We start from the raw sequence: 26,655 nt of genomic DNA, 5'->3' as shown, positions 1-26,655 counted from the left end.
TGTGTTGTTAAAGTTTGGCGGCGAGTAAATCTTCCAGTTTGCGCTGGTCGACGGCGAACTGGCGGATACCTTCGGCCAGCTTGTCGACGGCCATCGCGTCCTGATTATGTTCCCAGCGGAATTCCGCTTCGCTCAGCGGCTCAGGGCGACGGAAGCCCTGCGAGTTCGGCACCAGTTTACGAATGACCGGCTCTTCGCTTTCCTGCAGCTCCTGCAGGAGATTCGGCGCAATGGTCAAACGGTCGCAGCCGGCGAGCGCCAGGATCTGCTCGGTACGGCGGAAGCTCGCCCCCATCACCACGGTGCTGTAGTTGTGCTGCTTGAAGTAGTCGTAGATATTGCGAACGGATTTAACGCCGGGATCCTCTTCAACCACGTACGGGTCCATCGGCTTGCGGGCCTGATACCAGTCGTAAATACGGCCCACGAAAGGTGAAATAAGGAAGACGCCCGCTTCGGCGCAGGCGCGGGCCTGGGCGAAGGAGAACAGCAGCGTCAGGTTGCAGTCGATGCCTTCATTTTGCAGCTCTTCTGCGGCGCGAATGCCCTCCCAGGTGGAGGCAAGCTTGATCAGAATGCGCGATTTATCAATGCCCTGTTCGGCATAGAGCTCAACCAGACGGCGCGCTTTCTCAATGCTTTTTTCTTTATCAAAGGAGAGGCGGGCGTCCACTTCCGTCGAGACGCGGCCGGGAATGCTTTTCAGAATTTCTGCACCAAAATTCACCGCCAGCTTATCGCAGGCCTCGGCGACCTGCGCTTCCTGGGTGCCGCCGCGCTTTTTGCCGTAGGCGAGAGCATCTTCTATAAGCGACTGATAATGTTCTAATCCTGCGGCTTTCAGCAACAGTGACGGGTTGGTGGTGGCGTCCATAGGCTGGTAGTGGCGGATTGATTCGATGTCTCCGCTATCGGCCACTACGGTGGTGAATTGTTTAATGCCGTCGAGCTGGTTCATATATATCTCCTTGAAATACAATGTCTTTATGGAGTGTTCCATGTCACTCACGAGGAAAGTCCATCAAATGTATAACTAAAAAGCATAGCAGACGGCCCGGGGCTTGCTGTTAATGACGTGTAACATAGCCACTATAATTCCCTAACAAAATTGCCGCCGGATGTTGATAGTATGGTCATGTTCAAAGTTTACGAAGCCCGCAGGCGTGATACTACGTAACCTTAGCGACCTATTGAAATGAGCAAGAAAGGAACGAAGAAATGGATGAACAGCTAAAGCAAAGTGCCCTCGATTTTCACGAATTCCCTATTCCCGGAAAAATTCAGGTTTCACCAACCAAACCGCTGGCCACCCAGCGTGATTTGGCGCTGGCCTATTCGCCAGGCGTTGCGGCGCCTTGTCTTGAAATCGAAAAAGATCCGCTGGCGGCCTATAAGTACACCGCGCGCGGCAACCTGGTCGGCGTGATTTCCAACGGCACGGCGGTGCTGGGGCTTGGCAATATCGGCGCGCTGGCCGGCAAGCCGGTAATGGAAGGCAAGGGCGTTCTGTTCAAGAAATTCGCCGGCATTGACGTGTTCGATATCGAAATCGACGAGCAGGATCCGGACAAGCTGATTAACGTGATTGCCGCCCTCGAACCCACTTTTGGCGGCATCAACCTGGAAGATATTAAAGCGCCGGAGTGCTTCTATATTGAAAAAACGCTGCGCGAGCGCATGAATATTCCGGTGTTCCACGATGATCAGCACGGCACCGCCATTATTTGCACCGCTGCGGTATTAAACGGCCTGCGCGTGGTTGAGAAAAACATCTCCGATATCCGTCTGGTGGTCTCCGGCGCGGGTGCCGCCAGCATTGCCTGTATGAACCTGCTGGTGGCGCTGGGCATGCAAAAACACAATATCGTGGTTTGCGATTCCAAAGGCGTTATCTATAAAGGCCGCGAAGAAAACATGGCGGAAACCAAAGCCGCCTATGCGGTGGACGATAACGGCAAGCGCACCCTGGACGACGTTATTGAGGGCGCGGACATTTTCCTTGGCTGTTCCGGCCCGAAAGTTCTGACCCCGGAAATGGTCAGGAAGATGGCGCGCGCGCCGCTGATTATGGCGCTGGCTAACCCGGAGCCGGAAATCCTGCCGCCGCTGGCAAAAGAGGTGCGCCCGGATGCGATTATCTGCACCGGCCGTTCTGACTTCCCAAACCAGGTTAATAACGTCCTGTGCTTCCCGTTCATCTTCCGCGGCGCGCTGGACGTGGGCGCCACGGCAATCAACGAAGAGATGAAGCTGGCGGCGGTTCACGCCATCGCCGAGCTGGCCCATGCCGAGCAAAGCGACGTGGTGGCCTCCGCCTATGGCGAAGAGGAGCTCTCTTTTGGTCCTGAATACCTGATCCCAAAACCCTTCGACCCGCGTTTGATCGTGCAGATTGCGCCGGCGGTCGCGAAGGCGGCGATGGAGACCGGCGTGGCGACCCGTCCTATTGCGGATTTCGAAGCCTATAAAGAGAAGCTCACCGAGTTTGTCTATAAAACCAACCTGTTTATGAAGCCTATCTTCTCCCAGGCGCGCAAAGAGCCAAAACGCGTGGTGCTGGCGGAAGGCGAGGAAGCTCGCGTGCTGCATGCCACCCAGGAGCTCATCACGCTGGGGCTGGCGAAACCTATTCTGATTGGCCGCCCATCCGTTATCGAAATGCGCCTGAAGAAGCTCGGTCTGCAAATGCGCGCCGGCAAAGATTTCGACATCGTCAACAACGAGTCGGATCCGCGCTTCAAAGAGTACTGGAACGAGTACTACAACATCATGAAGCGCCGCGGCATTACCCAGGAGCAGGCGCAGCGTGCGGTGATCAGCAACACCACCGTTATCGGCGCGATTATGGTGCATCGCGGCGAAGCGGATGCGATGATCTGCGGCACCATCGGTGAATACCATGAGCACTTCGAGGTGGTGGAAAAGCTGTTTGGCTATCGCGAAGGGGTGAAGGCCGCCGGGGCGATGAACGCGCTTTTGCTGCCTAGCGGCAACACCTTTATCGCCGATACCTACGTCAATGACGATCCAACCCCGGAAGAGCTGACGGAAATCACCCTGCTGGCTGCGGAAACGGTGCGTCGCTTTGGTATTGAGCCGAAGGTGGCGTTGCTGTCGCACTCAAACTACGGCTCCTCCAACTCGAAGGCCGCCTGCAAAATGCGCGCTACGCTTGAGATGGTTCGCCAGCGCGCGCCCGAGCTTGAAATCGACGGGGAAATGCACGGCGACGCCGCGCTGGTGGAAAGCATCCGCAGCGACCGCATGCCGGACAGCCCGCTGAAAGGTTCTGCCAATATCCTGATCATGCCAAACGTGGAAGCCGCGCGCATCAGCTATAACCTGCTGCGCGTTTCCAGTTCGGAAGGGGTCACCGTTGGGCCGGTGCTGATGGGCGTTGCGAAGCCTGTGCACGTGCTGACGCCGATTGCTTCCGTTCGCCGTATCGTCAACATGGTGGCGCTGGCGGTGGTGGAAGCGCAGACCACTCCGCTGTGATGATCTCCCCTTTCCCGGCAGGAAAGGGGAAAAACTAAATCCAGTCCCGAACCGGTAAGAACTCACGATACAAGGCAGCCTCCGGGCTGCCTTCTTCCGGCTGGTAGTTATATTCCCAGCGCACCAGCGGCGGCATCGACATCAATATCGACTCCGTGCGCCCGCCGGTCTGCAAGCCAAACAGCGTTCCGCGATCCCACACCAGGTTAAACTCCACGTAGCGCCCGCGGCGGTAAAGCTGGAAGTCGCGCTCGCGCTCGCCCCAGGCAATATCTTTGCGGCGTTCCACAATGGGCAGATACGCGTCCAGATAGCCGTTGCCGACGGCCTGCATGAAATCAAAGCAGCGGCTGAAGTCCGGCGTGTTCAAATCGTCAAAGAACAGCCCGCCAATGCCGCGCTGCTCGTTGCGGTGTTTGATAAAGAAATAGTCGTCGCACCATTTTTTATAGCGCGGGAAGACCTCTTCGCCGAACGGCTGGCACAGATCGCGGGCCGTTTTGTGCCAGTGAACGGCGTCCTCTTCAAACCCGTAGAACGGCGTCAGGTCAAAGCCGCCGCCGAACCACCAAACCGGGTCGCAGCCCGCCTTTTCAGCAATGAAAAAGCGCACGTTGGCGTGGCTGGTGGGAACATAAGGATTGAGCGGATGAACCACCAGCGAAACGCCCATGGCTTCGAAGCTGCGCCCGGCAAGCTCCGGGCGGTGCGCGGTCGCCGAGGCGGGCATCGCGTCGCCGTGCACGTGTGAAAAGTTAACGCCCGCCTGCTCAAACACCGCGCCGCCCCGCAGCACGCGGCTGCGCCCGCCGCCGCCGCCTTCTCTTTGCCAGCTGTCTTCCGCAAAGCCAGCGCCGTCGACGGCGGCAAGCTGGCGGCAAATAGCGTCCTGCAGCTGCAGCAGGTAGCGTTTGACGGCGTGAATATCAGGTGTGCTCATAGGATTAACGTTTCTTACCGTGTGCTTTGTGGTTATCGAACCAGTTGAAATAGCTGACGATCCCGTCGGCTATCGCGCTGGCAATCTTCTGGCGGAAAGCCGCGGTGCCGAGCAGTTTTTCCTCGCCGGGGTTGGTGATAAACGACGTTTCCACCAGCACCGAAGGAATAGAAGGGGATTTTAGCACCACGAAGGCGGCCTGCTCGGTGTTGCGGCTGTGCAGCCGGTGCACCGGTTTAATTTGTTTGAGGATGTGCGAACCCAGCGTCAGGCTGTTTTTGATGGTGTCGGTCTGCACCAGGTCAAACAGCACCTGCTGCAGATAGTGATCTTTGTTTTTTACCCGGCTGCCCGCCACATCGTCGGCGGCGTTTTCTTTATCGGAAAGATATTTTGCCATGGCGCTGCTTGCGCCGCGGTTGGAAAGGGCGAAAACGGACGCGCCTGCGGCCGTCGGGCTGGTAAAACCGTCGGCGTGAATAGACATAAACAGATCCGCGCCATGCTGATGAGCAATCTCAACGCGGTCGTATAAAGGAATAAATTCGTCGCTGGTGCGCGTCAGTTTGGCGTCGATCCCTTTGCTGCGCAGAATGCTGCGCACGTTTTTGGCGATCGCCAGCACCACGTGTTTTTCTTTCGAACCGTTGTGTCCGATGGCGCCGGTATCAATCCCGCCGTGGCCCGGATCCAGCATAACGACGCGACGGCTGCCGGACTTCTTTGCGGGTTTACTGTGGTTGGTCGTGGTTTTGAGCGTTTTGCTCTCCTGGCGGGCCAGCGCTTTGCCCGCGCCGGTTAAGGTCAGGGCAGCCAAACCAGTAAGCAGCAACTGGCGACGGGTAGTAAGTTGCGTTAGCGATTTTATTTTGCTCATGAGACTACTTTTTTATCTTATGAATTCTTGATTAGCGTTTATATCGTATCGGCAGGGCGTTAACGACAGGCGTATGGCCGAAATGTTTAACTTTTCATTTCAATCCGTGAATGAGCGATAAGTATGCCATTTTTTACCTGCTTTTGCGGCAGATATTGGCTTAACGGCGACTTGCCGCCATAATCAGGGTTTTCACACAACAGCGGCTAATACCATGGAAATACGCGTGTTTCGGCAGGAAGATTTCGAAGAGGTCATCACCCTTTGGGAGCGCTGCGATCTGCTGCGCCCATGGAACGATCCTGAAATGGATATCGAACGTAAGCTGCAGCACGATGCGGATCTGTTTTTGGTGGCGGAAGTGGGCGGGGAGGTTGTCGGCTCGCTGATGGGCGGCTACGACGGTCACCGCGGCTCTGCATATTATCTGGGCGTGCATCCGGAGTTTCGCGGACGCGGCATCGCCAATGCCTTGCTCAGCCGTCTTGAAAAGAAACTTATTGCGCGCGGCTGCCCGAAAATCCAGATCATGGTGCGTGAGGAAAACGATCTGGTCATCGGCATGTACGAGCGGCTGGAATACGAGCAGCAGGATGTGCTGATGCTCGGTAAACGCCTGATTGAAGACCAAGAGTATTAATGCTTTTAAAATATCCCCCTTCGGATTACGACGTTCACGGCAATCTGAAAACGCCTTTTCTGTTCTGGTGCATTCTTCTGTTCCAGGCGCGCACCTGGTTTTTGCTGGTGCTGGCGGGCGCGTCCCGCCAGCAGGGTGATGCGCTGCTTGGCCTGTTCTATCCGGATCGCGATAATTTCTGGCTGGGTCTGCTGCCCGGCGTGCCGGCCGCGCTGGCGTTTGTTATCAGCGGGCGACGCCACCTGTGGCCGGGATTATGGTCTGCCTGGCGCTGGGTGCTAATCGCCGCGCAGGTTGCCGTGCTGGTGTGGCAAATTGTAGCTATCCGGCAGGGGGAAGAGCTGACGGGCGTGACGCTGGCGCTGCTGGCAGGCGACGTGTTCGCCCTGTGGTGGCTGGCCGTCAACCGTCGTTTGCGCGACTACTTTTTGCCCCAGGGCGAATGACCGGGCACTTTTAGGGAAGTTTGTACTCCAATGCCCGTATCGCTCCAAAATAAAGGAATTTTTGATGAAAACTTTGCGCCTGATGATGCCGGCCGCGCTGCTGATGCTAAGCGGCTGTTCCACGCTTTCTGAGATGCACTGGTCAAGCCTTTCGCCGCTGAACTGGTTCGGCTCCTCGCTTGAGGTAAGCGAGAAAGGCGTCGGCGGCTTAAACGGCAGTACGCCAATGAATGAAGAGGCCGTAAGCGAAGGGCTTAACGGCAATTATCGTCTGCGCAGCGGCATGAAAACCGATAACGGCGCCGTGGTTCGCTACTTTGAGGCGCTCGATGATAAGACCCTGATGGTTATCGTCAACGGTGAGAACGGCACGGTGAGCCGCGTGGACGTAATGGATAAAGAAGTTAAGACCGACGGCGGCGTTGAAATCGGCACGCCGTTTAGCGAGCTTTACAGTAAAGCCTACGGCGCGTGCGAGAAAGGCACGGGCGACGACGCGCAAAGCGTGGAGTGCAGGGCGCCGAATAGCCAGCACGTCAGCTACCTGTTCAGCGGCGAATGGCGCGGACCGGAAGGCCTGATGCCGGCCGACGACACGCTCAAAAAATGGACGCTTAGCAAAATTATCTGGCGTAAATAAATCAGCCGCTGGTTTGCGCCTTCTCAAAAAGGCGCGGCGGTAATCGGTTATGATACGCCGATAAATGCCACGCAACGTGGCACGGGTTTTATTCAGGAGTAGGTATGTCTCGGGTTCAAACCGGCATTCTGCCGGAACATTGTCGCGCCGCCGTCTGGCTGGAGGCGACTATTCAGGGTGATTTCGACGCCGTCCGTCAGGGCTGCAAAACCTTTACTCAGTCGCTGGATGCGCTGCGGGCGAAATTCCCCGACGCGCGGCTGGGCGCGGTAGTGGCGTTTGGTCATGACCTGTGGCGCGATCTGAGCGGCGGCGTGGGCGCCGAAGAGCTGAAAAACTTTGCGCCGCTGGGCAAGGGGCTTGCTCCGGCAACCCAGCGCGATGTGATGATCCATATCCTTTCCCTGCGCCACGACGTGAATTTCTCCGTCGCGCAGGCGGCGCTCGCGGCTTTTGGCGATGCGCTAAAAATCGAAGAAGAAGTGCACGGTTTCCGCTGGATAGAAGATCGCGACCTGAGCGGCTTCGTCGACGGCACCGAAAACCCGCAGGGCGAAGAACAGCGTCGTGAAGTGGCGGCGATCGGCGAAGGCGTGGACGCAGGCGGCAGCTACGTGTTCGTGCAGCGCTGGGAGCATAATCTCAAGCAGCTAAATCGCCTGAGCGTTACGGATCAGGAAATGATCATGGGGCGGACTAAAGATGCCAATGAAGAGATTGACGGCGACGAGCGGCCGGCAACCTCACACCTGACCCGCGTCGATCTGAAAGAAAACGGCAAAGGGCTGAAGATTGTGCGTCAGAGCCTGCCATACGGCACCGCCAGCGGCGCGCACGGCCTTTATTTTATCGCTTACTGCGCGCGCCTGCACAATATCGAGCAGCAGCTTTTAAGCATGTTTGGTGAAACCGACGGCAAGCGCGACGGCATGCTGCGCTTCACCAGGCCGGTGACGGGCGGTTATTACTTCGCCCCGTCGTTGGATAAGCTGTTAAGCCTGTAGCAGCAGGCGGTGGAGGGCGCAGCGCCTGTCCACCTTTAAGTCGTCAGGCGGCCTGAGGTCGCCCGACAAAATTCCCTTCGGCTTCTTATATCCCTTTCTTATTGCAAATCACCAAACGGTATATAAAAGCGTTACAGCTTTGGCTCTCGTTATAAATAAACTGATGGCATGTTAAGCATGACCGTTATCACATTTATAAGGGTGCAAAATGGCAGTCACGTCAGTTAAAAATGTATGGAACGCGCTCGTTGTCTCTGCGTTGCTGGCAGGCTCTGCCCATGCAACGGAGCTGCTCAACAGCTCTTATGATGTGTCCCGCGAACTTTTTGCGGCGTTAAACCCGGCCTTTGAACAAAAATGGGCGCAGGAAAATAACGGCGACAGGCTGACGATAAAACAGTCTCATGCCGGCTCTTCAAAACAGGCGCTGGCGATATTACAGGGCTTAAAAGCTGACGTTGTAACTTATAACCAGGTGACGGACGTGCAGATCCTGCACGATAAAGGCGGGCTGATCCCGGCGGACTGGCAGAGCCGTTTGCCGAATAACAGCTCGCCGTTCTATTCCACCATGGGTTTTTTGGTACGCAAGGGCAACCCGAAGAATATTCACGACTGGAGCGACCTGGTTCGTCCGGACGTAAAGCTTATCTTCCCGAATCCTAAAACCTCCGGCAACGCGCGCTATACCTATCTGGGCGCCTGGGGCGCGGCCAACAAGGCCGACGGCGGCGACAAAGCTAAAACCGAACAGTTTATGACCCGGTTCCTGAAGAACGTCGAGGTGTTCGATACCGGCGGGCGCGGCGCGACCACCACCTTCGTCGAGCGCGGGCTGGGCGACGTGCTGATAAGCTTTGAATCGGAAGTGAACAACATTCGTCAGCAGTATGAAAAAGACGGCTATGAAGTCGTGGTGCCGAAAGTAAACATTCTGGCTGAATTCCCGGTGGCGTGGATTGATAAAAACGTCAAGGCCAACGGCACGGAGAAAGCGGCGAAAGACTATCTGAATTTCCTTTATAGCCCGGCGGCGCAAACCATCATCACCGACTATTACTATCGCGTAAACAGCCCGGAAGTCATGGACAAGCTGAAGGATAAATTCCCGCAGACCGAGCTGTTCCGCGTGGAAGATGAGTTCGGCAGCTGGCCTGAAGTGATGAAAACCCATTTTGCCACCGGCGCGGAGTTCGACAAGCTGGTAGCGGCGGGGCATAAGTAATGTTTGCTGTTGCCTCCAAACGCGTGCTGCCGGGCTTTACGCTAAGCCTCGGCACCAGTTTGCTGTTCGTCTGCCTGATTTTATTGCTGCCGTTAAGCGCGCTGGTGATGCAGCTTTCCGAGATGACGCTCGCCCAGTACTGGGAGGTGATCACCAACCCGCAGGTGGTGGCGGCCTATAAGGTTACGCTGCTGTCCGCGGGCGTCGCCTCGGTGTTTAACGGTCTGTTCGGCATGCTGATGGCGTGGATTTTAACGCGCTACCAGTTTCCCGGCCGCAGCCTGCTGGATGCGCTAATGGATTTGCCCTTCGCGCTGCCGACGGCGGTTGCGGGCCTGACGCTTGCCGGGCTGTTTTCTGTCAACGGCTGGTACGGCGAGTGGCTGGCGCAGTTTGGCATTAAGGTGACCTATACCTGGCTGGGTATCGCCGTTGCCATGGCCTTTACGAGCATTCCCTTTGTGGTGCGTACCGTGCAGCCGGTGCTTGAAGAGCTCGGCCCGGAATACGAAGAAGCTGCGGAAACCCTCGGCGCCACGCGCTGGCAGAGCTTCCGTCGCGTGATTTTGCCAGAGCTCTCTCCGGCTTTAATGGCGGGCGTTGCGCTCTCTTTTACGCGCAGCCTCGGCGAGTTCGGCGCGGTTATCTTTATCGCCGGCAACATCGCCTGGAAGACGGAAGTCACGTCGCTGATGATTTTCGTGCGTTTGCAGGAGTTTGATTATCCAGCCGCAAGCGCCATCGCTTCGGTGATTCTGGCCGCTTCTTTACTTTTGCTGTTTACCATTAACACGTTGCAAAGTCGCTTTGGTCGGCGTGTGGTAGGTCACTGATGACGGATGTAACCGAATTGAAAAGCTATCGCCGCACCGGTTTTAACTGGGGTAAATGGACGCTGATCGGTCTTGGCGTACTGATCTCCTTTCTGCTGCTGGTGGTGCCGGTAGCCTCGATTTTTGCCGAGGCCTTCTCAAAGGGGCTGATGCCGGCGCTGCAAAATATCGTCGACCCGGACATGCTGCACGCCATCTGGCTGACGGTGATGATCGCCCTGATTACCGTGCCGGTGAACCTGGTGTTCGGCATTTTGCTGGCCTGGCTGGTGACGCGCTTTAACTTTCCGGGCCGCCAGCTGTTGCTGACGCTGCTGGATATCCCCTTCGCGGTTTCGCCGGTGGTCGCCGGCCTGATTTACCTGCTGTTCTACGGCTCAAACGGCCCGCTGGCAGGCTTTCTGGACGAACACAACATCCAGATTATGTTCGCCTGGCCGGGGATGGTGCTGGTGACCATCTTTGTAACCTGCCCGTTTGTGGTGCGCGAGCTGGTGCCGGTGATGTTAAGCCAGGGCAGCCAGGAAGATGAGGCGGCTATTTTGCTCGGCGCTTCCGGCTGGCAAATGTTTAAGCGCGTGACGCTGCCGAACATCCGTTGGGCGCTGCTTTACGGCGTGGTGCTGACTAACGCCCGCGCCATTGGCGAGTTCGGCGCCGTCTCCGTGGTGTCCGGTTCTATCCGCGGCGAAACATTCTCGCTGCCGTTGCAGATTGAATTACTTCAGCAGGATTACAACACCGTCGGCTCGTTTACCGCCGCCGCGCTGTTGACCCTGATGGCGATTCTGACCCTGTTTTTGAAGAGTGCGTTGCAGTGGCGCCTGAATAATCAGGAAAAACGCCTGCAGCAGGAGGGAAATCATGAGCATTGATATTACCAATATTAAGAAATCTTTTGGTCGCACCCAGGTGCTGAATGATATCTCTCTGGATATCCCTTCCGGGCAGATGGTCGCGCTGCTGGGGCCGTCAGGCTCCGGTAAAACCACGCTGCTGCGCATTATCGCCGGCCTTGAGCATCAGAACAGCGGGCGCATCAGCTTCCACGGTACGGACGTGAGCCGCATTCACGCCCGCGATCGTAAAGTGGGATTTGTGTTCCAGCATTACGCGCTGTTCCGCCATATGAGCGTGTTTGACAACATCGCGTTTGGCCTGACGGTGCTGCCGCGCCGCGAGCGCCCGTCTGCGGCGGTGATTAAGCAAAAAGTGACCCGCCTGCTGGAAATGGTGCAGCTGTCCCATCTGGCCGATCGTTTCCCGGCGCAGCTTTCTGGCGGGCAGAAACAGCGCGTCGCGCTGGCCCGCGCGCTGGCCGTAGAACCGCAGATCCTGCTGCTTGACGAGCCTTTCGGCGCGCTGGACGCCCAGGTGCGTAAAGAGCTGCGCCGCTGGCTACGTCAGCTGCATGAAGAGCTGAAATTCACCAGCGTGTTCGTGACCCACGACCAGGAAGAGGCGATGGAAGTGGCCGACCGCGTGGTGGTGATGAGCCAGGGGAATATTGAACAGGTTGATACGCCTGAAGCGGTATGGCGCGAACCGGCAACCCGCTTCGTGCTTGAGTTCCTCGGCGAGGTAAACCGTATGAAGGGCACCGTTCGCGGCAGCCAGTTCCACGTCGGCGCTCACCGCTGGCCGTTGGGCTTCACCCCTGCGCATCAGGGGCCGGTGGATCTGTTCCTGCGCCCGTGGGAGGTGGACGTAAGCCGCCGCACCAATCTGGATTCGCCGCTGCCGGTACAGGTGCTGGAAATCAGCCCGCGCGGCCACTATATGCAGCTGGTTGTGCAGCCGCTGGGCTGGTATGACGAACCGCTGACGGTGGTGCTGCGCGAAGATCACGTGCCGGTGCGCGGCGAACGTCTGTTCGTCGGCCTGCAGCACGCCCGCCTTTACGACGGAAACAACCGAATTCAGGGTGTAGACCTGGCGCAGTCCGCCTGATAAGTTTACGACACTACACGCATCGCTATGGCGGCCCCTGTGGCCGCTTTTTTTATTTTCCGGGTAAGCAAGTGACGACTTTAGAAAGCACAATCGGCAATACGCCTCTGGTGAAATTACAGCGTACGGGCCTGACAAACGGCAGCGAGATCTGGGTCAAGCTGGAAGGCAACAATCCGGCTGGTTCGGTTAAGGACCGCGCGGCCTTATCGATGATCGTTCAGGCCGAGAAGCGCGGGGAAATCGCGCCGGGGGATACGCTGATTGAAGCAACCAGCGGCAACACCGGCATTGCGCTGGCGATGATTGCGGCGCTAAAAGGCTATCGCCTGAAGCTGCTGATGCCCGATAACATGAGCATGGAGCGCAAGGCCGCTATGCAGGCTTACGGCGCGGAGCTGATTCTGGTGACCAAAGAGCAGGGCATGGAGGGCGCCCGCGAGCTGGCGCGCCTTATGGGCGAACGCGGCGAAGGCAGGGTGCTCGATCAGTTTAATAACCCTGATAACCCCTACGCGCACTACGTCACCACCGGGCCGGAAATCTGGCAGCAGACGCAGGGGCGCATCACGCACTTCGTTTCCAGCATGGGCACCACCGGGACCATCACCGGCGTGAGCCGCTACATGCGCGAGCTGGAAAAGAAGGTCACCATCGTGGGGCTGCAGCCGGAAGAGGGCAGCAGCATTCCGGGAATCCGCCGCTGGCCGGAAGAGTGGCTGCCAAAAATTTATCAGCCGCAGCTTGTGGATGAGGTAATCGATATGTCTCAGCTTGAAGCCGAGCAGACCATGCGCCGTCTGGCGACGAGCGAAGGGATATTCTGCGGCGTAAGCTCTGGCGGAGCGGTTGCCGGGGCGTTACGCGTGGCGCAGGCCAATCCGGGAAGCGTAGTGGTGGCGATTATTTGCGACCGCGGGGATCGCTATTTATCGACCGGGGTATTCGGCGAAGAGAGCTATACGCAGGGCGCGGGGATTTAAAAGCAGTATCGCAGGCAAACAAAAACGGCACCCGAAGGTGCCGTTTTTAATTCAGTGTGCGCTCAGCTTACTTCTTGATGCGGATCACCGGGGTTTCGCCCACGGTTACGCTACCGGACAGTTTGATCAGCTCTTTGATTTCATCCATGTTGGAGATAACGACCGGCGTCAGGGTAGACTTGGCCTTCTCTTCCAGCAGCGGCAGATCAAACTCGATAACCACGTCGCCTTTCTTAACGCGCTGGCCTTCTTCTGCGATGCGCTTGAAACCTTCGCCTTTGAGCTCAACGGTATCGATACCGAAGTGAACGAACAGCTCAATGCCGCTATCAGATTCGATAGAGAAAGCATGGTTGGTTTCGAAGATTTTACCGATGGTACCATCAACCGGAGCAACCATTTTGTTGCCGGTTGGTTTAATCGCGATGCCGTCGCCGACGATTTTCTCGGCAAACACCACATCCGGAACATCTTCAATGTTGACGATTTCGCCAGAAAGCGGGGCAACAATCTCAATGGTTCCGGTGTCTTTTTTATCATCAGAAACCAGAGATTTCAGTTTATCAAACAAACCCATGATCTTCTCCTAAGCAGTAAATTGGGCCGCATCCGGTGGATTAGCAGATTGTTTTTTCTTCAATGAACTTGTTAACCAGCGTCATTAACTCGTCCGTTGTCGGTTGAGCAAGAGCCTGCTCTGCTAACACCTTCGCATCTTCGAAGTTCGTGTTACGGATAATCTTCTTAATGCGCGGGATAGAGATGGCACTCATACTGAATTCATCCAGACCCATCCCCAGCAACAGAAGTGTAGCACGTTCATCGCCTGCAAGCTCACCACACATACCGGTCCATTTACCTTCTGCATGAGAAGCATCAATGACTTGCTTAATCAGATTCAGTACGGACGGCGACATTGGCTGGTAAAGATGTGAAATCATATCATTACCGCGGTCAACTGCCAGGGTGTACTGAGTTAAATCATTGGTGCCGATACTAAAGAAATCGACTTCTTTGGCCAGATGATGAGCGATAGTGGCCGCGGGCCGGGGTCTCAACCATCACGCCGATTTCGACAGTTTCGTCAAACGCTTTGCCTTCTTCACGCAGCTGTGCCTTCAGAATTTCGATCTCTTTCTTCAGAGCGCGAACCTCTTCCACAGAGATAATCATCGGGAACATGATGCGTAATTTACCGAAAGCGGAAGCACGCAGAATAGCGCGTACCTGCGCGTGCAGGATCTCTTTGCGATCCATAGCGATACGAATCGCACGCCAGCCCAAAAACGGGTTCTCTTCTTTCGGGAAGTTCATGTACGGCAGCTCTTTGTCGCCGCCGATGTCCATGGTACGTACGATAACCGCTTGCGAGCCGCAGGCTTCAGCAACGGCTTTATAGGCGGCAAACTGCTCTTCTTCAGTCGGCAGAGAGTCGCGGTCCATGAACAGGAATTCGGTACGATACAGGCCTACGCCTTCAGCGCCGTTGCGCTCTGCGCCGTCGATATCACGAACGGTACCGATGTTGGCGCACACTTCTACCTGATGGCCGTCGAGAGTGATGGCCGGCAGGTCTTTCAGTTTTGCCAGCTCGGCTTTCTCAGAGGCAACCTGCTGCTGTACGGCGCGCAGGGCTTCGATCTCTTCGTTCGTCGGGTTAACGTAAACCTTGTTGTTAACCGCATCGAGGATCAGATAGTCGTCGTTTTTAACTTCGCTGGTTACGCTACCGGTGCCCACGATCGCCGGCAGTTCAAGAGAACGCGCCATGATGGAGGTGTGGGAGGTACGTCCGCCAATGTCGGTGATAAAGCCCAGAACCTTCTGCAGGTTCAGCTGCGCCGTTTCAGACGGCGTCAGGTCTTTAGCCACCAGGATAACTTCTTCCTGGATCGCGCTGAGATCGATAATCGCAAGGCCCAGAATGTTGCGCAGCAGGCGTTTACCGATATCGCGTACGTCGGCCGCACGCTCTTTGAGGTATTCGTCGTCCAGCTCTTCAAGAGCAGTAGCCTGACCTTCAATGATTTCGTGAGCCGCTGCGTCCGCAGTGACTAACTTATCTTTGATAAGGGCTATGATTTCCTGCTCCAGCTCTTCGTCTTCCAGCAGCATGATGTGGCCTTCGAAGATAGCTTCCTTTTCCTCACCGAAGGTCTCGCCAGCTTTAATTTTGATCGCTTCCAGTTGCGCGGACGCTTTGGCGCGGCCCGCTCAGGAAACGTTCAACTTCCTGCGCAACTTTGTCGGCAGAAATTTTCTTCCGGTCGATGACAATTTCATCTTCCTTCAGCAAAAGTGCCTTGCCGAAAGCGATACCCGGGGATGCTAAAATGCCTGAAATCATAACCCTACCTTACTTGTGACTGATATTTACGAAGAACCCAGAACTTACTCGAGTTCAGCCATCAGTTTTACCAAATGCTCAACCGCTTTCTGATCGTCTTCGCCTTCAGCGGAGATGGTCACAACGGTGCCCTGAGTCAGACCCAGAGTTTGCAGTTTGAACAGGCTTTTTGCGCTGGCGCTTTTGCCGTTGGAAGTCACAGTGATCTCAGAAGTGAAGCCTTTCGCTTCTTTCACAAACTGAGCAGCAGGGCGGGTGTGCAGACCGTTCGGAGCGGTAATGGTAACTTCTTGCTGGAACATTGTATTTCCCCAACTTATAGGTTTAGTGTTGTGGAACTAAAGTCTAGCCTGGTGGTTTAACTTTAGCCTGTATAGTTAGCGTCGGCGTTAACTGTATGCGACACAGGATGCTTAAAGAATCACGAAAAGTGCTGCGGCTTGCGCCCGGCAATTCGCGTTTCGCTGGTCCTTAACCATTATGCCGTGAAATTCTGGCTTAAACCAAATCGTAAAATCGATTCAGCACGGCTAAGTCACAAAGCGATTAATTTCGCGCATCAAAATAATTTGCTGGTTAAATACCAGACCTGCCGGGGTGAAGCAATGCTGAGGTGGGCAAAACTTTGACGAATGCCACAAAAAAGCACCCTGGCGGGTGCTTTTTTCGTCAGTTTTAACAAGCTGGCATTACTGTTGCAGTTCTTTCTCGGTAAAGAGATCCGCAAACAAAGCCGTACTGAGATAACGCTCGCCGGAGGAAGGAAGGATAACCACAATATTCTTATTGGTAAAGGCTTCGTCTTCCTGAAGCTTTAATGCCGCAGCGACGGCGGCGCCGGAAGAGATACCGGCCAGAATGCCTTCTTCATCCATCAGGCGGCGCGCGGTGGAGATCGCTTCCTCGTTGGTAATGGCGATGACCTTGTCGATAAGCTTCAGGTCAAGGTTGCCGGGAATGAAACCCGCGCCGATACCCTGGATTTTATGCGGGCCGGGCTTCAGCTCTTCGCCCGCCAGCGCCTGCGCGATAACCGGGGAGTCCGTAGGCTCGACGGCTACGGTAATCAAATCGGTTTTACCCTTGGTGTTTTTGATGTAACGGCTAACGCCGGTCAGCGTACCGCCGGTGCCCACGCCTGAGATAAACACGTCGACTTCGCCATCGGTGTCTTCCCAGATTTCCGGGCCGGTGGTCTTTTCATGGATTTCCGGGTTCGCCGGGTTGCTGAACTGCTGCAGCAGCAGATACTTAGCCGGATCGCTTGCCACGATTTCTTCCGCTTTCTGAATTGCGCCCTTCATGCCCTTAGCGCCTTCGGTCAGCACCAGATTCGCGCCGAGCGCCTTGAGCAGCTTGCGGCGTTCGATGCTCATGGTTTCAGGCATGGTCAGCGTCAGCTTGTAGCCGCGGGCCGCGGCCACATAGGGCCAGCGCGATACCGGTATTGCCGCTGGTCGGTTCAACCAGCTCAACGCCCGGCTTTAGCACGCCGCGTTTTTCGGCATCCCAAATCATATTGGCACCGATACGGCATTTGACGCTAAAGCTTGGGTTGCGGGACTCGACCTTCGCCAGGATGCGCCCATTACCGATGCGGTTCAGTCGAACCAGCGGCGTATGACCGATTGTCAGAGAGTTGTCTTCATAGATCTTGCTCATAGCCCGTCCTTAACTGTATGAAATTTGGGAAACCTCTCCAGCATACCTGCTCGTGAGTTATGGGGAAGTAAAGAAATCGTATATCTATATGTAGAAGGGAAATAAGGAAAAGCAAGAAGGAATAAGGAGCGACAAAGCCGCTCCGAAAAACTACTTCCATAAGGCGTGTTTAGCGCGGTAGCAATCGACCCACATCGCCGTCGCGCCGCAGACGGCGACCGGCATGATAAAGAGGTTCAGGAAAGGAATCATGGTGAAAAGGCTGACGAGCGAACCGAACTGCATATTCATCGCTTTTCTTTCACGCAGCGTGGCGCGCATATCGCGAAACGGCACTTTATGGTTATCAAACGGGTAATCGCAGTACTGAATAGCCAGCATCCAGGCGCTAAACAAAAACCACAGCACCGGAGCAACCGTCTGGCCGATACCGGGAATAAAATACAAAATCAGCAGCGCAATCGCGCGCGGCAGGTACCAGGCGAGTTTTTGCCATTCTCTTTTCATGATGCGCGGCACGTCTTTTAGCAGGCCCCAGCACGCCGGTGTCCGGCGGCGTGGCGCCGGTGAGCCGGGCCTCGAGCTGTTCCGCCAGCAGCCCGTTGAAGGGGGCGGCAATCCAGTTGGCGATCGTCGAGAAGAAATAGCCGAAGATCAGCAGTAAAGAGATGACCGCCAGCGGCCAAACCAGATAGCTCAGCCACTGCAGCCACTCCGGCACGTGGGAGAGCATCGTTGGGATCCAGACGTCAAGGCGGGTAAACAGCCACCAGAAGGCGCCGCCCATCAGTAATATATTGACCAGCAAAGGTAAAACGACATAACGCTTGATGCCCGGCTCACGAACCAGTTTCCAGCCCTGGGAAAAATAGTAAACGCCGCTCTTTGGGGCAGATGCAAAAGAAGAAACCATAGCCTTAGCAGACTCCTTTAACGTCAGTGCAGTGACAGGCGCGCCCATCATAACCGAGGCGTAAAAGAAAAACTTATTAAGAAATGGTCGAAAAAACAGCAAAAAGTCGATTTGGTAACATCTTTATGCTGAGAAAACCGTGTGCGTACTTGCACTTGAGCGGATGGGCAAATACTCTTAGTGAGTAAATGTTTGCCGCGTTGGCAAGGTGTTAGAACAACAGAGAATATAATGATGCAGGATTTGCGTCTGATATTAATCATTGTTGGCGCGATCGCCATAATCGCCTTACTGGTTCATGGCCTTTGGACCAGCCGTAAGGAGCGTTCTTCCGTTTTCCGCGATCGTCCGTTGAAGCGCATGAAGTCAAAGCGTGACGACTACGAAACGGAAGACGATGCCGACGATGAAGAAGATGAAGGGGTAGGTGAAGTGCGCGTGCGTAGGGTAACGCCTGCGCAGGAACCTGTGACTCGCGAGCCGGAAACGCCTCGTCAGCCGCAAGCGCCTCAGCATCAGTACGAACCGCCTTACGCCTCGGCCGAGCCGCGTCGTTCCGTACCGCCGAAGCCTGCGGTGCCGGAAGCGCCGCGTCAGGAAACGCCTGTACAGCCTGTTTCCGCGCGGCCTGCGCCAGCGCAGCAGCCGGAAGCTTTCCATCAGCCGGCGCCGGTAAGACAAGCCGAGCCTGAGCCTGAAAGGCTGCAGCCGGTACGCCAGCCCGCGCCTGAACCTGTGGTGGAAGCACCTGAAGCCGCAGAGCCTGCGCCGGCTCCTGCTCCGCAGGCGCTTAAAGAAACGGTTATCGTGATGAACGTTTCCGCGCACGCGGGCAGCATGATCAACGGCGATGTGCTGCTCAACAGCATCCAGCAGGCCGGGTTTATCTTTGGCGAAATGAATATTTTCCATCGCCATCTCAGCCCGGATGGCAGCGGCCCGGTGCTCTTTAGCCTTGCGAACATGGTTAAGCCCGGCTCGTTCGATCCGGAAACCATGGCGAACTTCGCCACGCCTGGCGTGACAATCTTTATGCAGGTGCCTTCGTATGGCGACCCGCATCAGAACTTCAAGCTGATGCTGCAGTCCGCGCAGCATATCGCCGATGAGGTTGGCGGCGTGGTGCTTGACGATCAGCGCCGCATGATGACGCCGCAAAAGATGCGTGAGTATCAGGATCGAATCCGCGAGGTCGTTGAGGCAAACGCCTGATAGCCCGCCGGACAGACTTCCCCCTAAACCCCCGCATGTCGGGGGTTTTTTCTATTGATGGTGCGATATGGACTCAATCGAACAACAAATCACTGAACTGCGAACCACGCTTCGCCATCATGAATATCTTTATCATGTGCTTGATAACCCTGAAATTCCTGACGCTGAATACGACCGGCTGATGCGTGAGCTGCGCGCGTTGGAAGAAGCTCGTCCTGATTTAATCACCCCTGATTCGCCGACGCAGCGCGTCGGCGCGGCTCCGCTGAGCGAGTTCACGCAGGTACGCCATGAAGTGCCGATGCTTTCGCTGGATAACGTGTTCGATGAAGCAAGCTACCTTGCCTTCAACAAGCGCGTGCAGGACAGGCTGAAAAACACCGACGCCCTGACCTTCTGCTGCGAGCTGAAGCTCGACGGCCTTGCCGTCAGCCTGCTGTATGAAGACGGCGTGCTGATTCGTGCCGCGACGCGCGGCGACGGCACCACGGGCGAGAACATTACGGCCAATGTGCGCACCATCCGCGCCATTCCGCTGAAGCTGCACGGCGAAAATATCCCGCGTCGTCTTGAAGTGCGCGGCGAAGTATTTCTCCCGCAGGCGGGCTTTGAAAAAATTAACGAAGAAGCTCGCCGCACGGGCGGCAAAATCTTCGCCAACCCGCGTAACGCGGCCGCAGGCTCGCTGCGCCAGCTCGATCCGCGCATCACGGCAAAACGCCCGCTGACCTTTTTCTGCTACGGCGTGGGCCTGCTGGAGGGCGGCGAGCTGCCGGCCAGCCACATGGGGCGCCTGCAGCAATTTAAGGCCTGGGGCCTGCCGGTAAGCGACCGTATCCGCCTGTGCAGTACGCCGGAGGAAGTGCTGGCGTTTTATCATCAGGTTGAGGCCGATCGCCCGGTGCTTGGATTTGATATCGACGGCGTGGTGATCAAAGTGGATTCCCTTGCTTTGCAGGAAACCCTCGGCTTTGTTGCCCGCGCTCCGCGCTGGGCCGTGGCGTTTAAGTTCCCGGCGCAGGAACAAATGACGTTTGTACGCGACGTTGAGTTTCAGGTAGGCCGCACCGGAGCCATTACGCCGGTCGCGCGGCTGGAACCCGTGCAGGTGGCGGGCGTTCTGGTCAGCAACGCCACGCTGCATAACGCCGATGAGATTGAACGTCTCGGCTTAAGAATTGGCGATCGCGTGGTGATCCGCCGCGCGGGCGACGTTATTCCGCAGGTTGTCGGCGTGGTGGAGTCTGAACGTCCCGCCGAAACCAGAGAAGTTGTTTTCCCCATTCACTGCCCGGTTTGCGGTTCTGACGTTGAGCGCGTGGAAGGCGAGGCGGTAGCAAGATGCACCGGCGGCCTGATTTGCGGCGCCCAGCGCAAAGAATCCTTAAAGCACTTTGTCTCCCGCCGTGCGCTGGATGTAGACGGCATGGGCGATAAAATTATCGACCAGCTGGTGGAGAAAGAGTATGTGCATACCCCGGCCGATCTCTTCCGCCTGACGGCGGGCAAACTCACCGGCCTTGATCGTATGGGACCAAAGTCTGCGCAGAACGTGGTGAACGCGCTGGAAAAAGCTAAGTCCACCACCTTTGCGCGCTTTCTGTATGCGCTGGGGATCCGCGAGGTGGGAGAGGCGACCGCGGCGGGCCTTGCGGCCTATTTCGGCACGCTGGAGGCGCTGTCCGCCGCTTCCATTGAGGAACTGCAAAAAGTGCCGGACGTAGGCATCGTCGTGGCGACGCACGTTTACAACTTCTTTGAAGAAGAGAGCAACCGGGACGTTATCCGCCAGCTTACCGATGAGGTGGGCGTTCACTGGCCCTGCCCCGGTGATTATCAAAGCTGAGGAGATTGACAGTCCCTTCGCGGGTAAGACCGTGGTGCTGACCGGCTCGCTCAGCATTCTGTCCCGCGACGATGCGAAAGCGCGGCTGGTTGCGCTTGGCGCCAAAGTTGCGGGCAGCGTATCGAAGAAAACCGATTTGGTGATAGCCGGCGAGGCCGCGGGTTCGAAGCTCGCGAAAGCGCAGGAGCTGGGCATCGAGGTCATTGATGAGGCGGAAATGATTCGCTTACTGGGTGAGTAATGTGGATAAAGAACAGCTTATCGAGATAGCCAATACGGCAATGCCTTTTGGCAAATATAAAGGCCGTGCGTTAATTGACGTGCCGGAAGAGTATTTTCTGTGGTTCGCCCGCAAGGACGAGTTTCCGCAGGGCCATCTTGGCGAGCTGATGAAGCTTACTTTACTGATTAAAACCGAAGGGCTGGAGGGGCTGGTAAGGCCCCTCAAAAGAAGCTAGGCGTTGGCGGCTGCCGCTTTTTCGGCTGCCGCTTTTGCCGTCTGTTGCTGATAGCGACGCGCCATCACGGCGCAAATCATCAGCTGCAGCTGGTGGAAGATCATCAGCGGCAGCACCATCATCCCCACGCTTGCAACCGGGAAGAGGATATTCGCCATAGGGATGCCGTTGGCGAGGCTCTTTTTCGATCCGCAAAACACAATGGTGATTTCATCGGCTTTGTCGAAGCCCAGACGGCGCGCGACAAAGATATTTATCGTTATCACTATCCCCAGCAATACCAGGCTTGCTACCACGATAAACAGCAGGGAGCCGGCGCCGACCTTGTGCCAGATGCCGTGCGTGACCGCCTCGCTGAAGGCCGAATAGACCACCAGCAGGATCGACGTCTGGTCGGTTTTGCCGATCCATTTTTTATGGCGCGCAACCCACTCGCCAATCCACGGACGTGAAAGATGGCCGGCCACAAAAGGCACCAGCAGCTGCAGCATAATGCTGCCGACCTGCTGCAGGCTGCCGCTTGCGCCATGCACGTGCATCACCATGCCTACCAGCAGCGGCGAGAGAAAAATGCCGAGCAGGCTGGACGCCGAGGCCGAACAAACCGCTGCGGCGACGTTGCCGCCCGCAATGGACGTAAACGCAATCGCCGACTGCACCGTGGCGGGAAGAATGCACAGATACAAAAAGCCCGTGTAAATTTCCGGGCTGACGTTGACCGGAGCCCACCAGGCGAACAGTATCCCGAGCGCCGGAAATAAAACGAATGTGCTGCACATTACCCACAGGTGGAGACGCCAGTGGCTGCTACCGGCAATAATCGCCTCGCGGGAAAGCTTGGCGCCGTGCATAAAGAACAGCAGGGCGATGGCAACCGTCGTCAGCCCTTCAAAAAAACCGACAAAGCTGCCTCGCGCAGGGAAGAAGGAAGCCAGTAAAACGGTACAGATCAGCGTGAGCGTGAAGGGGTCGAACAGGCGAAAAAGTTTCATCATTATTCCTCAGACTGGAGTCAGGCTATTGTGCTTTCCCCGCTTTAAGAAATAAAATTGATTTATTGAATACATTGATGAATTAAATAAATGAATTATTCGCTGCGTCAGCTAAGGGTTTTTGTGGCCATAGCCCAGGCCGGGAGCTTTAGTCGGGCAGGGGAGCGCATTGGCCTGAGCCAGTCGGCCGTCAGCCACAGCGTGAAAGAACTCGAAAACGAGGTGGGCGTCAAGCTGCTGGATCGCACCACCCGTGAAGTGGTGCTGACCGAGGCGGGCCTGCAGCTTGCTGGCCGCGTTGAGCGGCTGCTGGAAGAGTTAAATTCCACGCTGCTGGATGCACGAAGCGTCGGCCATCAGCTAAGCGGCACGGTGCGCGTGGCGGCCAGCCAGACGATATCCGCCCACCTGATGCCGCAGTCTATCGCCGCCGCGGCGCTGGCATATCCGGCCATTCGTTTCGTTTTGCACGACAGGCCGCAGCAATGGGTGCTGCAAAGCATCCGCCAGGGCGAGGTAGATTTTGGCATCGTTATAGATCCGGTTCAGGCAAGCGATCTGGACTGCGAGGCGGTGCTTTCCGAACCTTTTTTACTGCTATGCCGCAACGACCACCCGTTAGCCGGGGTGGAAAGCGTTTCGTGGCGGGCTTTGCAGGAAGAGCGGCTTGTGCTGCAGGATTACGCTTCGGGAAGCCGCCCTTTAATTGACGATGCGCTGGCAAGGTTTGGCATTGATGCGAATATCGTTCAGCAAATTGGCCATCCCGCCACGCTCTATCCGATGGTAGAGGCGGGAATCGGCATCAGCGTATTGCCGGCGCTTGCTTTGCCCCTGCCCGCAGGCCGACCTTTAGTCGTCAGGCGGCTGACGCCGGTAGTGGAACGCCAGCTGATGCTGGTGCGCCGGAAAAATCGCTCGCTTTCACGCGCGGCGGAGGTTATCTGGCAGATTATTGGTCAGCAGGCGCAGCTCCTGACCGCGGCCCGCCGGGGCGACGCCCTGTTTACCGATTCGTTGAGCCGCCCTTAGATAAAAATATCAATCTGGCGATCGTCTGACGGGTAGTTCACGCCTTCGGCTTTTACCTGCTGCTGCTCTTGTTTTTGCTGCGCTTCTTCCGCCTGCTGGTGCTGCAGCTGAGCCAGCTGGGCCTGCAGCATGCTGATTTGTGCCTGAATCAGCTCCAGCTGTTTCTCCTTCTCCTCAGCGGATGTGCTGCCGTTGGCGACGTCTTTTAGCTGCTGTGTCATTTTAGCGATCTGCTGCGTAATACGGGTGATTTGCGAAGAATAGCTGTTGTCCGCGGCGCTGGAAGACCCGCCGGTGATGCCCTGTAAAGCGGCGCTGTTGATAGTCGTCATGATAACTCCTTGATAGCAGTAATGAAGAAGTTATCGGCAAGCTTCGCAGAAAGGTTAGGAGAGTCTTGTTTCAATGACGCTGACAGGGCTGAATCGCGCGCAGCAAAAAGGCGCCTTTAGGGCGCCTTTCCACATTGGTGGGTCGTGCAGGATGACTCGCTTTGCTCGCCCTTTGGGTCGTTGCTAAAGCAACGCTGTGTCGCTTCGCTCCACTCGAACCTGCGGCAGGTTCAAATCCAGACGAATCGCGCACAGCAAAAAGGCGCCTTTAGGGCGCCTTTCTACATTGGTGGGTCGTGCAGGATGACTCGCTTTGCTCGCCCTTTGGGTCGTTGCTAAAGCAACGCTGTGTCGCTTCGCTCCACTCGAACCTGCGGCAGGTTCAAATCCAGACGAATCGCGCGCAGCAAAAAGGCGCCTTTAGGGCGCCTTTCTACATTGGTGGGTCGTGCAGGATGACTCGCTTTGCTCGCCCTTTGGGTCGTTGCTAAAGCAACGCTGTGTCGCTTCGCTCCACTCGAACCTGCGGCAGGTTCAAATCCAGACGAATCGCGCACAGCAAAAAGGCGCCTTTAGGGCGCCTTTCTACATTGGTGGGTCGTGCAGGATGACTCGCTTTGCTCGCCCTTTGGGTCGTTGCTAAAGCAACGCTGTGTCGCTTCGCTCCACTCGAACCTGCGGCAGGTTCAAATCCAGACGAATCGCGCACAGCAAAAAGGCGCCTTTAGGGCGCCTTTCCACATTGGTGGGTCGTGCAGGATTCGAACCTGCGACCAATTGATTAAAAGTCAACTGCTCTACCAACTGAGCTAACGACCCGAATGGTGGGTGATGACGGGCTCGAACCGCCGACCCCCTCCGTGTAAAGGAGGTGCTCTACCAACTGAGCTAATCACCCAAACTTCGGTACTGCTAATTGTAAGACAGAGATGGTGGGTGATGACGGGCTCGAACCGCCGACCCCCTCCGTGTAAAGGAGATGCTCTACCAACTGAGCTAATCACCCATCTCTTAATCTCTTACTACACCGCGGAGTAACACTCACTAATGAATGGTGGGTGATGACGGGCTCGAACCGCCGACCCCCTCCGTGTAAAGGAGATGCTCTACCAACTGAGCTAATCACCCCCGCTGTGTGGAGTCGCATTATAGGGAGAGTTGAAAATGAGTCAACGCCTTTTCTAAAGATTTTGTTTGTTCGTCTTAAAATTAGTCAAAGCGCTAACGATTTGTCCATTGGCGCTTGATTTCTCACCAGAATAAGCGGTTTAGAGCGAACTAAAGGCATCAACATTGAGGAATCAGCACAGGGTGGTAGAATGTTGTCCACTTTATTTTTCCTGGCATTTACCGATTTCCCGGTACTTTTGCGTAATTAAGGCCGTTTAATGAAAATCAAAACTCGCTTCGCGCCAAGCCCAACGGGCTATCTGCACGTTGGTGGCGCTCGTACTGCTCTTTATTCCTGGCTGTTTGCTCGTAACCACGGCGGCGAGTTCGTGCTGCGTATTGAAGATACCGATCTCGAACGTTCAACCCCGGAAGCCATCGAAGCTATTATGGACGGGATGAACTGGCTAAGCCTTGAGTGGGATGAAGGTCCGTACTACCAGACCAAACGCTTTGACCGCTATAACCACGTCATTGATGAGATGCTGGAAGCGGGCACCGCCTATAGATGCTACTGCTCCAAAGAGCGCCTTGACGCGCTGCGTGAAGAGCAGATGGAGAAGGGCGAAAAACCGCGTTACGACGGCCGCTGCCGCCACGGCCACGAACATCACGCCGCTGATGAGCCGTGCGTTGTGCGTTTCGCCAACCCGCAGGAAGGTTCCGTTATTTTTGATGACCAGATCCGCGGTCCTATCGAGTTCAGCAACCAGGAGCTGGACGATCTGATCATTCGTCGCACCGACGGATCTCCGACCTATAACTTCTGCGTGGTGGTGGATGACTGGGATATGGAAATCACCCACGTGATCCGCGGCGAAGACCATATCAACAACACGCCGCGCCAGATTAACATCCTGAAAGCGCTGAATGCGCCGGTGCCGCTGTATGCGCACGTATCGATGATCAACGGCGATGACGGTAAAAAATTATCTAAACGCCACGGCGCGGTAAGCGTTATGCAGTACCGCGACGACGGCTATCTGCCGGAAGCGCTGCTGAACTATCTGGTGCGTCTGGGCTGGGCCCATGGCGATCAGGAGATCTTCTCCCGCGAAGAGATGATTAAGCTGTTCGATCTCGCGACCGTCAGCAAATCCGCAAGCGCCTTCAACACGGAAAAATTGCAGTGGCTGAACCACCACTACATTAACCATCTGGCGCCGGAATATGTCGCCACCCAGCTGCAATGGCATATCGAACAGCAGAATATCGATACCCGCAACGGTCCGCAGCTGGCCGAACTGGTGAAGCTGCTGGGCGAGCGCTGCAAAACGCTTAAAGAGATGGCGGAAACCTGCCGCTACTTCTATGAGGATTTCAGCGAGTTTGACGCGGACGCGGCGAAGAAACACCTGCGCCCGGTTGCTCGTCAGCCGCTGGAAGTGGTGCGCGATAAGCTTGAAGCGCTAAGCGACTGGACTGCGGAAAATGTGCATCAGGCTATTCAGGCGACGGCGGATGAGCTGGAAGTCGGCATGGGTAAAGTAGGGATGCCGTTGCGCGTTGCCGTTACCGGGGCCGGCCAGTCTCCGGCGCTGGACGTTACGGTTCACGCGATTGGCAAGCAGCGTTCCGTTGCGCGCATTAATAAAGCTTTAGCTTTTATCGCTGAACGCGAAAGCCAGTAATCAATCTTAAGCAGATACCAAACC

21 protein-coding genes, 4 tRNA genes, 4 other RNA genes and 4 pseudogenes are annotated in these 26,655 nt (G+C 56.2%); 15 read left to right on the top strand and 18 right to left on the bottom strand.

Going from position 1 to position 26,655, the window contains the following annotated elements; translation table 11 throughout:
* Positions 1 to 7: 7 nt before the first annotated feature.
* Positions 8 to 958 carry a transaldolase gene (gene tal, locus WLO32_RS14965; protein WP_435945796.1) on the bottom strand — a complete coding sequence of 317 codons (951 nt, stop codon included), beginning with the start codon at positions 956 to 958 and terminating at the stop codon, positions 8 to 10.
* Between the two features lie 260 nt (positions 959 to 1,218).
* Between tal and maeB the strand changes: the two genes are divergently transcribed.
* Positions 1,219 to 3,498, top strand: coding sequence for an NADP-dependent oxaloacetate-decarboxylating malate dehydrogenase (gene maeB / locus WLO32_RS14960; protein ID WP_435945795.1), 2,280 nt, complete (start codon positions 1,219 to 1,221; stop codon positions 3,496 to 3,498).
* Positions 3,499 to 3,532: 34 nt separating this feature from the next.
* On the opposite strand, the gene hemF is transcribed toward maeB, so the two are convergent.
* The gene (hemF, locus tag WLO32_RS14955; protein WP_435945794.1) at positions 3,533 to 4,438 is read right to left on the bottom strand and encodes an oxygen-dependent coproporphyrinogen oxidase; all 906 of its coding nucleotides are present in this window, start codon (positions 4,436 to 4,438) and stop codon (positions 3,533 to 3,535) included.
* A 4-nt stretch (positions 4,439 to 4,442) separates the two neighbouring features.
* Positions 4,443 to 5,315 carry an N-acetylmuramoyl-L-alanine amidase AmiA gene (gene amiA, locus WLO32_RS14950; protein WP_435945793.1) on the bottom strand — a complete coding sequence of 291 codons (873 nt, stop codon included), beginning with the start codon at positions 5,313 to 5,315 and terminating at the stop codon, positions 4,443 to 4,445.
* 214 nt (positions 5,316 to 5,529) lie between these two features.
* Here amiA and WLO32_RS14945 point away from each other — a divergent pair, with 214 nt between their 5' ends.
* The 9 genes from WLO32_RS14945 (at position 5,530) to cysM (ending at position 13,036) form a co-directional block, all read left to right on the top strand.
* The gene (locus WLO32_RS14945) at positions 5,530 to 5,955 is read left to right on the top strand and encodes a GNAT family acetyltransferase (RefSeq protein ID WP_121266058.1); all 426 of its coding nucleotides are present in this window, start codon (positions 5,530 to 5,532) and stop codon (positions 5,953 to 5,955) included.
* Positions 5,955 to 6,401 carry a DUF2919 domain-containing protein gene (locus WLO32_RS14940; protein WP_435945792.1) on the top strand — a complete coding sequence of 149 codons (447 nt, stop codon included), beginning with the start codon at positions 5,955 to 5,957 and terminating at the stop codon, positions 6,399 to 6,401. The genes WLO32_RS14945 and WLO32_RS14940 overlap by 1 nt, the downstream gene beginning before the upstream one ends.
* A gap of 64 nt (positions 6,402 to 6,465) precedes the next feature.
* Positions 6,466 to 7,041, top strand: a complete 576-nt coding sequence (locus WLO32_RS14935; protein ID WP_435945791.1) for an RpoE-regulated lipoprotein — start codon at positions 6,466 to 6,468, stop codon at positions 7,039 to 7,041.
* A gap of 104 nt (positions 7,042 to 7,145) precedes the next feature.
* Positions 7,146 to 8,045 carry a Dyp-type peroxidase gene (locus WLO32_RS14930; RefSeq protein WP_435945790.1) on the top strand — a complete coding sequence of 300 codons (900 nt, stop codon included), beginning with the start codon at positions 7,146 to 7,148 and terminating at the stop codon, positions 8,043 to 8,045.
* 208 nt (positions 8,046 to 8,253) lie between these two features.
* Positions 8,254 to 9,270, top strand: a complete 1,017-nt coding sequence (locus tag WLO32_RS14925; protein ID WP_435945789.1) for a sulfate ABC transporter substrate-binding protein — start codon at positions 8,254 to 8,256, stop codon at positions 9,268 to 9,270.
* On the top strand, positions 9,270 to 10,103 hold the full coding sequence (gene cysT / locus WLO32_RS14920; protein WP_121266067.1) for a sulfate/thiosulfate ABC transporter permease CysT: 834 nt from the start codon (positions 9,270 to 9,272) through the stop codon (positions 10,101 to 10,103). Before WLO32_RS14925 ends, cysT begins: the two co-directional genes overlap by 1 nt.
* Positions 10,103 to 10,978 carry a sulfate/thiosulfate ABC transporter permease CysW gene (cysW, locus tag WLO32_RS14915; RefSeq protein ID WP_121266069.1) on the top strand — a complete coding sequence of 292 codons (876 nt, stop codon included), beginning with the start codon at positions 10,103 to 10,105 and terminating at the stop codon, positions 10,976 to 10,978. Before cysT ends, cysW begins: the two co-directional genes overlap by 1 nt.
* Entirely contained in the window at positions 10,968 to 12,053 is a 1,086-nt protein-coding gene (gene cysA, locus WLO32_RS14910; RefSeq protein WP_435945788.1) for a sulfate/thiosulfate ABC transporter ATP-binding protein CysA, read from the top strand. Before cysW ends, cysA begins: the two co-directional genes overlap by 11 nt.
* A 71-nt stretch (positions 12,054 to 12,124) precedes the next feature.
* Entirely contained in the window at positions 12,125 to 13,036 is a 912-nt protein-coding gene (gene cysM / locus WLO32_RS14905) for a cysteine synthase CysM (protein ID WP_435945787.1), read from the top strand.
* Positions 13,037 to 13,103: 67 nt separating this feature from the next.
* Here cysM and crr read toward each other — a convergent pair whose 3' ends face one another.
* The 5 genes and pseudogenes from crr to cysZ form a co-directional block, all read right to left on the bottom strand.
* The gene (gene crr, locus WLO32_RS14900; RefSeq protein ID WP_121266075.1) at positions 13,104 to 13,613 is read right to left on the bottom strand and encodes a PTS glucose transporter subunit IIA; all 510 of its coding nucleotides are present in this window, start codon (positions 13,611 to 13,613) and stop codon (positions 13,104 to 13,106) included.
* A gap of 40 nt (positions 13,614 to 13,653) precedes the next feature.
* Positions 13,654 to 15,383, bottom strand: a pseudogene (gene ptsI / locus WLO32_RS14895) (phosphoenolpyruvate-protein phosphotransferase PtsI).
* 44 nt (positions 15,384 to 15,427) lie between these two features.
* Entirely contained in the window at positions 15,428 to 15,685 is a 258-nt protein-coding gene (gene ptsH / locus WLO32_RS14890; protein ID WP_034459025.1) for a phosphocarrier protein Hpr, read from the bottom strand.
* Between the two features lie 387 nt (positions 15,686 to 16,072).
* Positions 16,073 to 17,045 (bottom strand): annotated as a pseudogene (cysK, locus tag WLO32_RS14885) (cysteine synthase A).
* Positions 17,046 to 17,195: 150 nt separating this feature from the next.
* Positions 17,196 to 17,958: pseudogene (gene cysZ / locus WLO32_RS14880) on the bottom strand (sulfate transporter CysZ).
* Between the two features lie 231 nt (positions 17,959 to 18,189).
* Between cysZ and zipA the strand changes: the two are divergent.
* The 3 genes and pseudogenes from zipA to WLO32_RS14865 all read left to right on the top strand — a co-directional run bounded on the left by zipA (position 18,190) and on the right by WLO32_RS14865 (position 21,474).
* Positions 18,190 to 19,170, top strand: a complete 981-nt coding sequence (gene zipA, locus WLO32_RS14875; RefSeq protein ID WP_435945786.1) for a cell division protein ZipA — start codon at positions 18,190 to 18,192, stop codon at positions 19,168 to 19,170.
* 67 nt (positions 19,171 to 19,237) lie between these two features.
* Positions 19,238 to 21,257: pseudogene (gene ligA / locus WLO32_RS14870) on the top strand (NAD-dependent DNA ligase LigA).
* 1 nt (position 21,258) lies between these two features.
* On the top strand, positions 21,259 to 21,474 hold the full coding sequence (locus tag WLO32_RS14865) for a DUF3820 family protein (protein WP_435945785.1): 216 nt from the start codon (positions 21,259 to 21,261) through the stop codon (positions 21,472 to 21,474).
* On the opposite strand, the gene WLO32_RS14860 is transcribed toward WLO32_RS14865, so the two are convergent.
* Positions 21,471 to 22,466 carry a bile acid:sodium symporter family protein gene (locus WLO32_RS14860; protein ID WP_435948311.1) on the bottom strand — a complete coding sequence of 332 codons (996 nt, stop codon included), beginning with the start codon at positions 22,464 to 22,466 and terminating at the stop codon, positions 21,471 to 21,473. The genes WLO32_RS14865 and WLO32_RS14860 overlap by 4 nt on opposite strands.
* 90 nt (positions 22,467 to 22,556) lie before the next feature.
* On the opposite strand from WLO32_RS14860, the gene WLO32_RS14855 reads away from it, so the two are divergent.
* Positions 22,557 to 23,498: a LysR family transcriptional regulator gene (locus tag WLO32_RS14855; protein ID WP_435945784.1), complete on the top strand. Its 942-nt coding sequence runs from the start codon at positions 22,557 to 22,559 to the stop codon at positions 23,496 to 23,498.
* On the opposite strand, the gene WLO32_RS14850 is transcribed toward WLO32_RS14855, so the two are convergent.
* From WLO32_RS14850 to WLO32_RS14810, 9 genes are all read right to left on the bottom strand, one after another.
* Positions 23,495 to 23,830 (bottom strand): FlxA-like family protein, encoded by a 336-nt coding sequence (locus WLO32_RS14850; RefSeq protein WP_435945783.1) that lies wholly within the window; start codon positions 23,828 to 23,830, stop codon positions 23,495 to 23,497. The genes WLO32_RS14855 and WLO32_RS14850 overlap by 4 nt on opposite strands.
* Before the next feature lie 135 nt (positions 23,831 to 23,965).
* Positions 23,966 to 24,086: non-coding RNA, RtT sRNA (locus WLO32_RS14845), on the bottom strand.
* 31 nt (positions 24,087 to 24,117) lie between these two features.
* Positions 24,118 to 24,238, bottom strand: a non-coding RNA gene (locus WLO32_RS14840) — RtT sRNA.
* Positions 24,239 to 24,269: 31 nt separating this feature from the next.
* Positions 24,270 to 24,390, bottom strand: a non-coding RNA gene (locus tag WLO32_RS14835) — RtT sRNA.
* Positions 24,391 to 24,421: 31 nt separating this feature from the next.
* A non-coding RNA gene (locus tag WLO32_RS14830) (RtT sRNA) lies at positions 24,422 to 24,542 on the bottom strand.
* 31 nt (positions 24,543 to 24,573) lie between these two features.
* A tRNA-Lys gene (locus WLO32_RS14825) sits at positions 24,574 to 24,649 on the bottom strand.
* Between the two features lie 3 nt (positions 24,650 to 24,652).
* Positions 24,653 to 24,728: transfer RNA gene (locus tag WLO32_RS14820), tRNA-Val, on the bottom strand.
* Positions 24,729 to 24,760: 32 nt separating this feature from the next.
* Positions 24,761 to 24,836: transfer RNA gene (locus WLO32_RS14815), tRNA-Val, on the bottom strand.
* A 46-nt stretch (positions 24,837 to 24,882) separates the two neighbouring features.
* Positions 24,883 to 24,958: transfer RNA gene (locus WLO32_RS14810), tRNA-Val, on the bottom strand.
* Positions 24,959 to 25,218: 260 nt separating this feature from the next.
* Between WLO32_RS14810 and gltX the strand changes: the two genes are divergently transcribed.
* Positions 25,219 to 26,631 (top strand): glutamate--tRNA ligase, encoded by a 1,413-nt coding sequence (gltX, locus tag WLO32_RS14805; protein ID WP_435945782.1) that lies wholly within the window; start codon positions 25,219 to 25,221, stop codon positions 26,629 to 26,631.
* Positions 26,632 to 26,655: the final 24 nt, after the last annotated feature.

It is taken from the genome of Dryocola mayonis (assembly GCF_051307045.1).
In the GTDB taxonomy this organism is placed as follows: domain Bacteria; phylum Pseudomonadota; class Gammaproteobacteria; order Enterobacterales; family Enterobacteriaceae; genus Dryocola.
The sequence above is the reverse complement of the archived record's forward strand: the minus strand, read 5'-3'. Positions and strand labels throughout refer to the sequence as shown.

Bases quoted from the DNA above. Each gene is read 5' to 3' on its own strand.
- tal (WP_435945796.1), bottom strand. From the start codon at position 958: ATGAACCAGCTCGACGGCATTAAACAATTCACCACCGTAGTGGCCGAT.
- maeB (WP_435945795.1), top strand. From the start codon at position 1,219: ATGGATGAACAGCTAAAGCAAAGTGCCCTCGATTTTCACGAATTCCCT.
- hemF (WP_435945794.1), bottom strand. From the start codon at position 4,438: ATGAGCACACCTGATATTCACGCCGTCAAACGCTACCTGCTGCAGCTG.
- amiA (WP_435945793.1), bottom strand. From the start codon at position 5,315: ATGAGCAAAATAAAATCGCTAACGCAACTTACTACCCGTCGCCAGTTG.
- WLO32_RS14945 (WP_121266058.1), top strand. From the start codon at position 5,530: ATGGAAATACGCGTGTTTCGGCAGGAAGATTTCGAAGAGGTCATCACC.
- WLO32_RS14940 (WP_435945792.1), top strand. From the start codon at position 5,955: ATGCTTTTAAAATATCCCCCTTCGGATTACGACGTTCACGGCAATCTG.
- WLO32_RS14935 (WP_435945791.1), top strand. From the start codon at position 6,466: ATGAAAACTTTGCGCCTGATGATGCCGGCCGCGCTGCTGATGCTAAGC.
- WLO32_RS14930 (WP_435945790.1), top strand. From the start codon at position 7,146: ATGTCTCGGGTTCAAACCGGCATTCTGCCGGAACATTGTCGCGCCGCC.
- WLO32_RS14925 (WP_435945789.1), top strand. From the start codon at position 8,254: ATGGCAGTCACGTCAGTTAAAAATGTATGGAACGCGCTCGTTGTCTCT.
- cysT (WP_121266067.1), top strand. From the start codon at position 9,270: ATGTTTGCTGTTGCCTCCAAACGCGTGCTGCCGGGCTTTACGCTAAGC.
- cysW (WP_121266069.1), top strand. From the start codon at position 10,103: ATGACGGATGTAACCGAATTGAAAAGCTATCGCCGCACCGGTTTTAAC.
- cysA (WP_435945788.1), top strand. From the start codon at position 10,968: ATGAGCATTGATATTACCAATATTAAGAAATCTTTTGGTCGCACCCAG.
- crr (WP_121266075.1), bottom strand. From the start codon at position 13,613: ATGGGTTTGTTTGATAAACTGAAATCTCTGGTTTCTGATGATAAAAAA.
- ptsH (WP_034459025.1), bottom strand. From the start codon at position 15,685: ATGTTCCAGCAAGAAGTTACCATTACCGCTCCGAACGGTCTGCACACC.
- zipA (WP_435945786.1), top strand. From the start codon at position 18,190: ATGATGCAGGATTTGCGTCTGATATTAATCATTGTTGGCGCGATCGCC.
- WLO32_RS14860 (WP_435948311.1), bottom strand. From the start codon at position 22,466: ATGAAACTTTTTCGCCTGTTCGACCCCTTCACGCTCACGCTGATCTGT.
- WLO32_RS14855 (WP_435945784.1), top strand. From the start codon at position 22,557: ATGAATTATTCGCTGCGTCAGCTAAGGGTTTTTGTGGCCATAGCCCAG.
- WLO32_RS14850 (WP_435945783.1), bottom strand. From the start codon at position 23,830: ATGACGACTATCAACAGCGCCGCTTTACAGGGCATCACCGGCGGGTCT.
- gltX (WP_435945782.1), top strand. From the start codon at position 25,219: ATGAAAATCAAAACTCGCTTCGCGCCAAGCCCAACGGGCTATCTGCAC.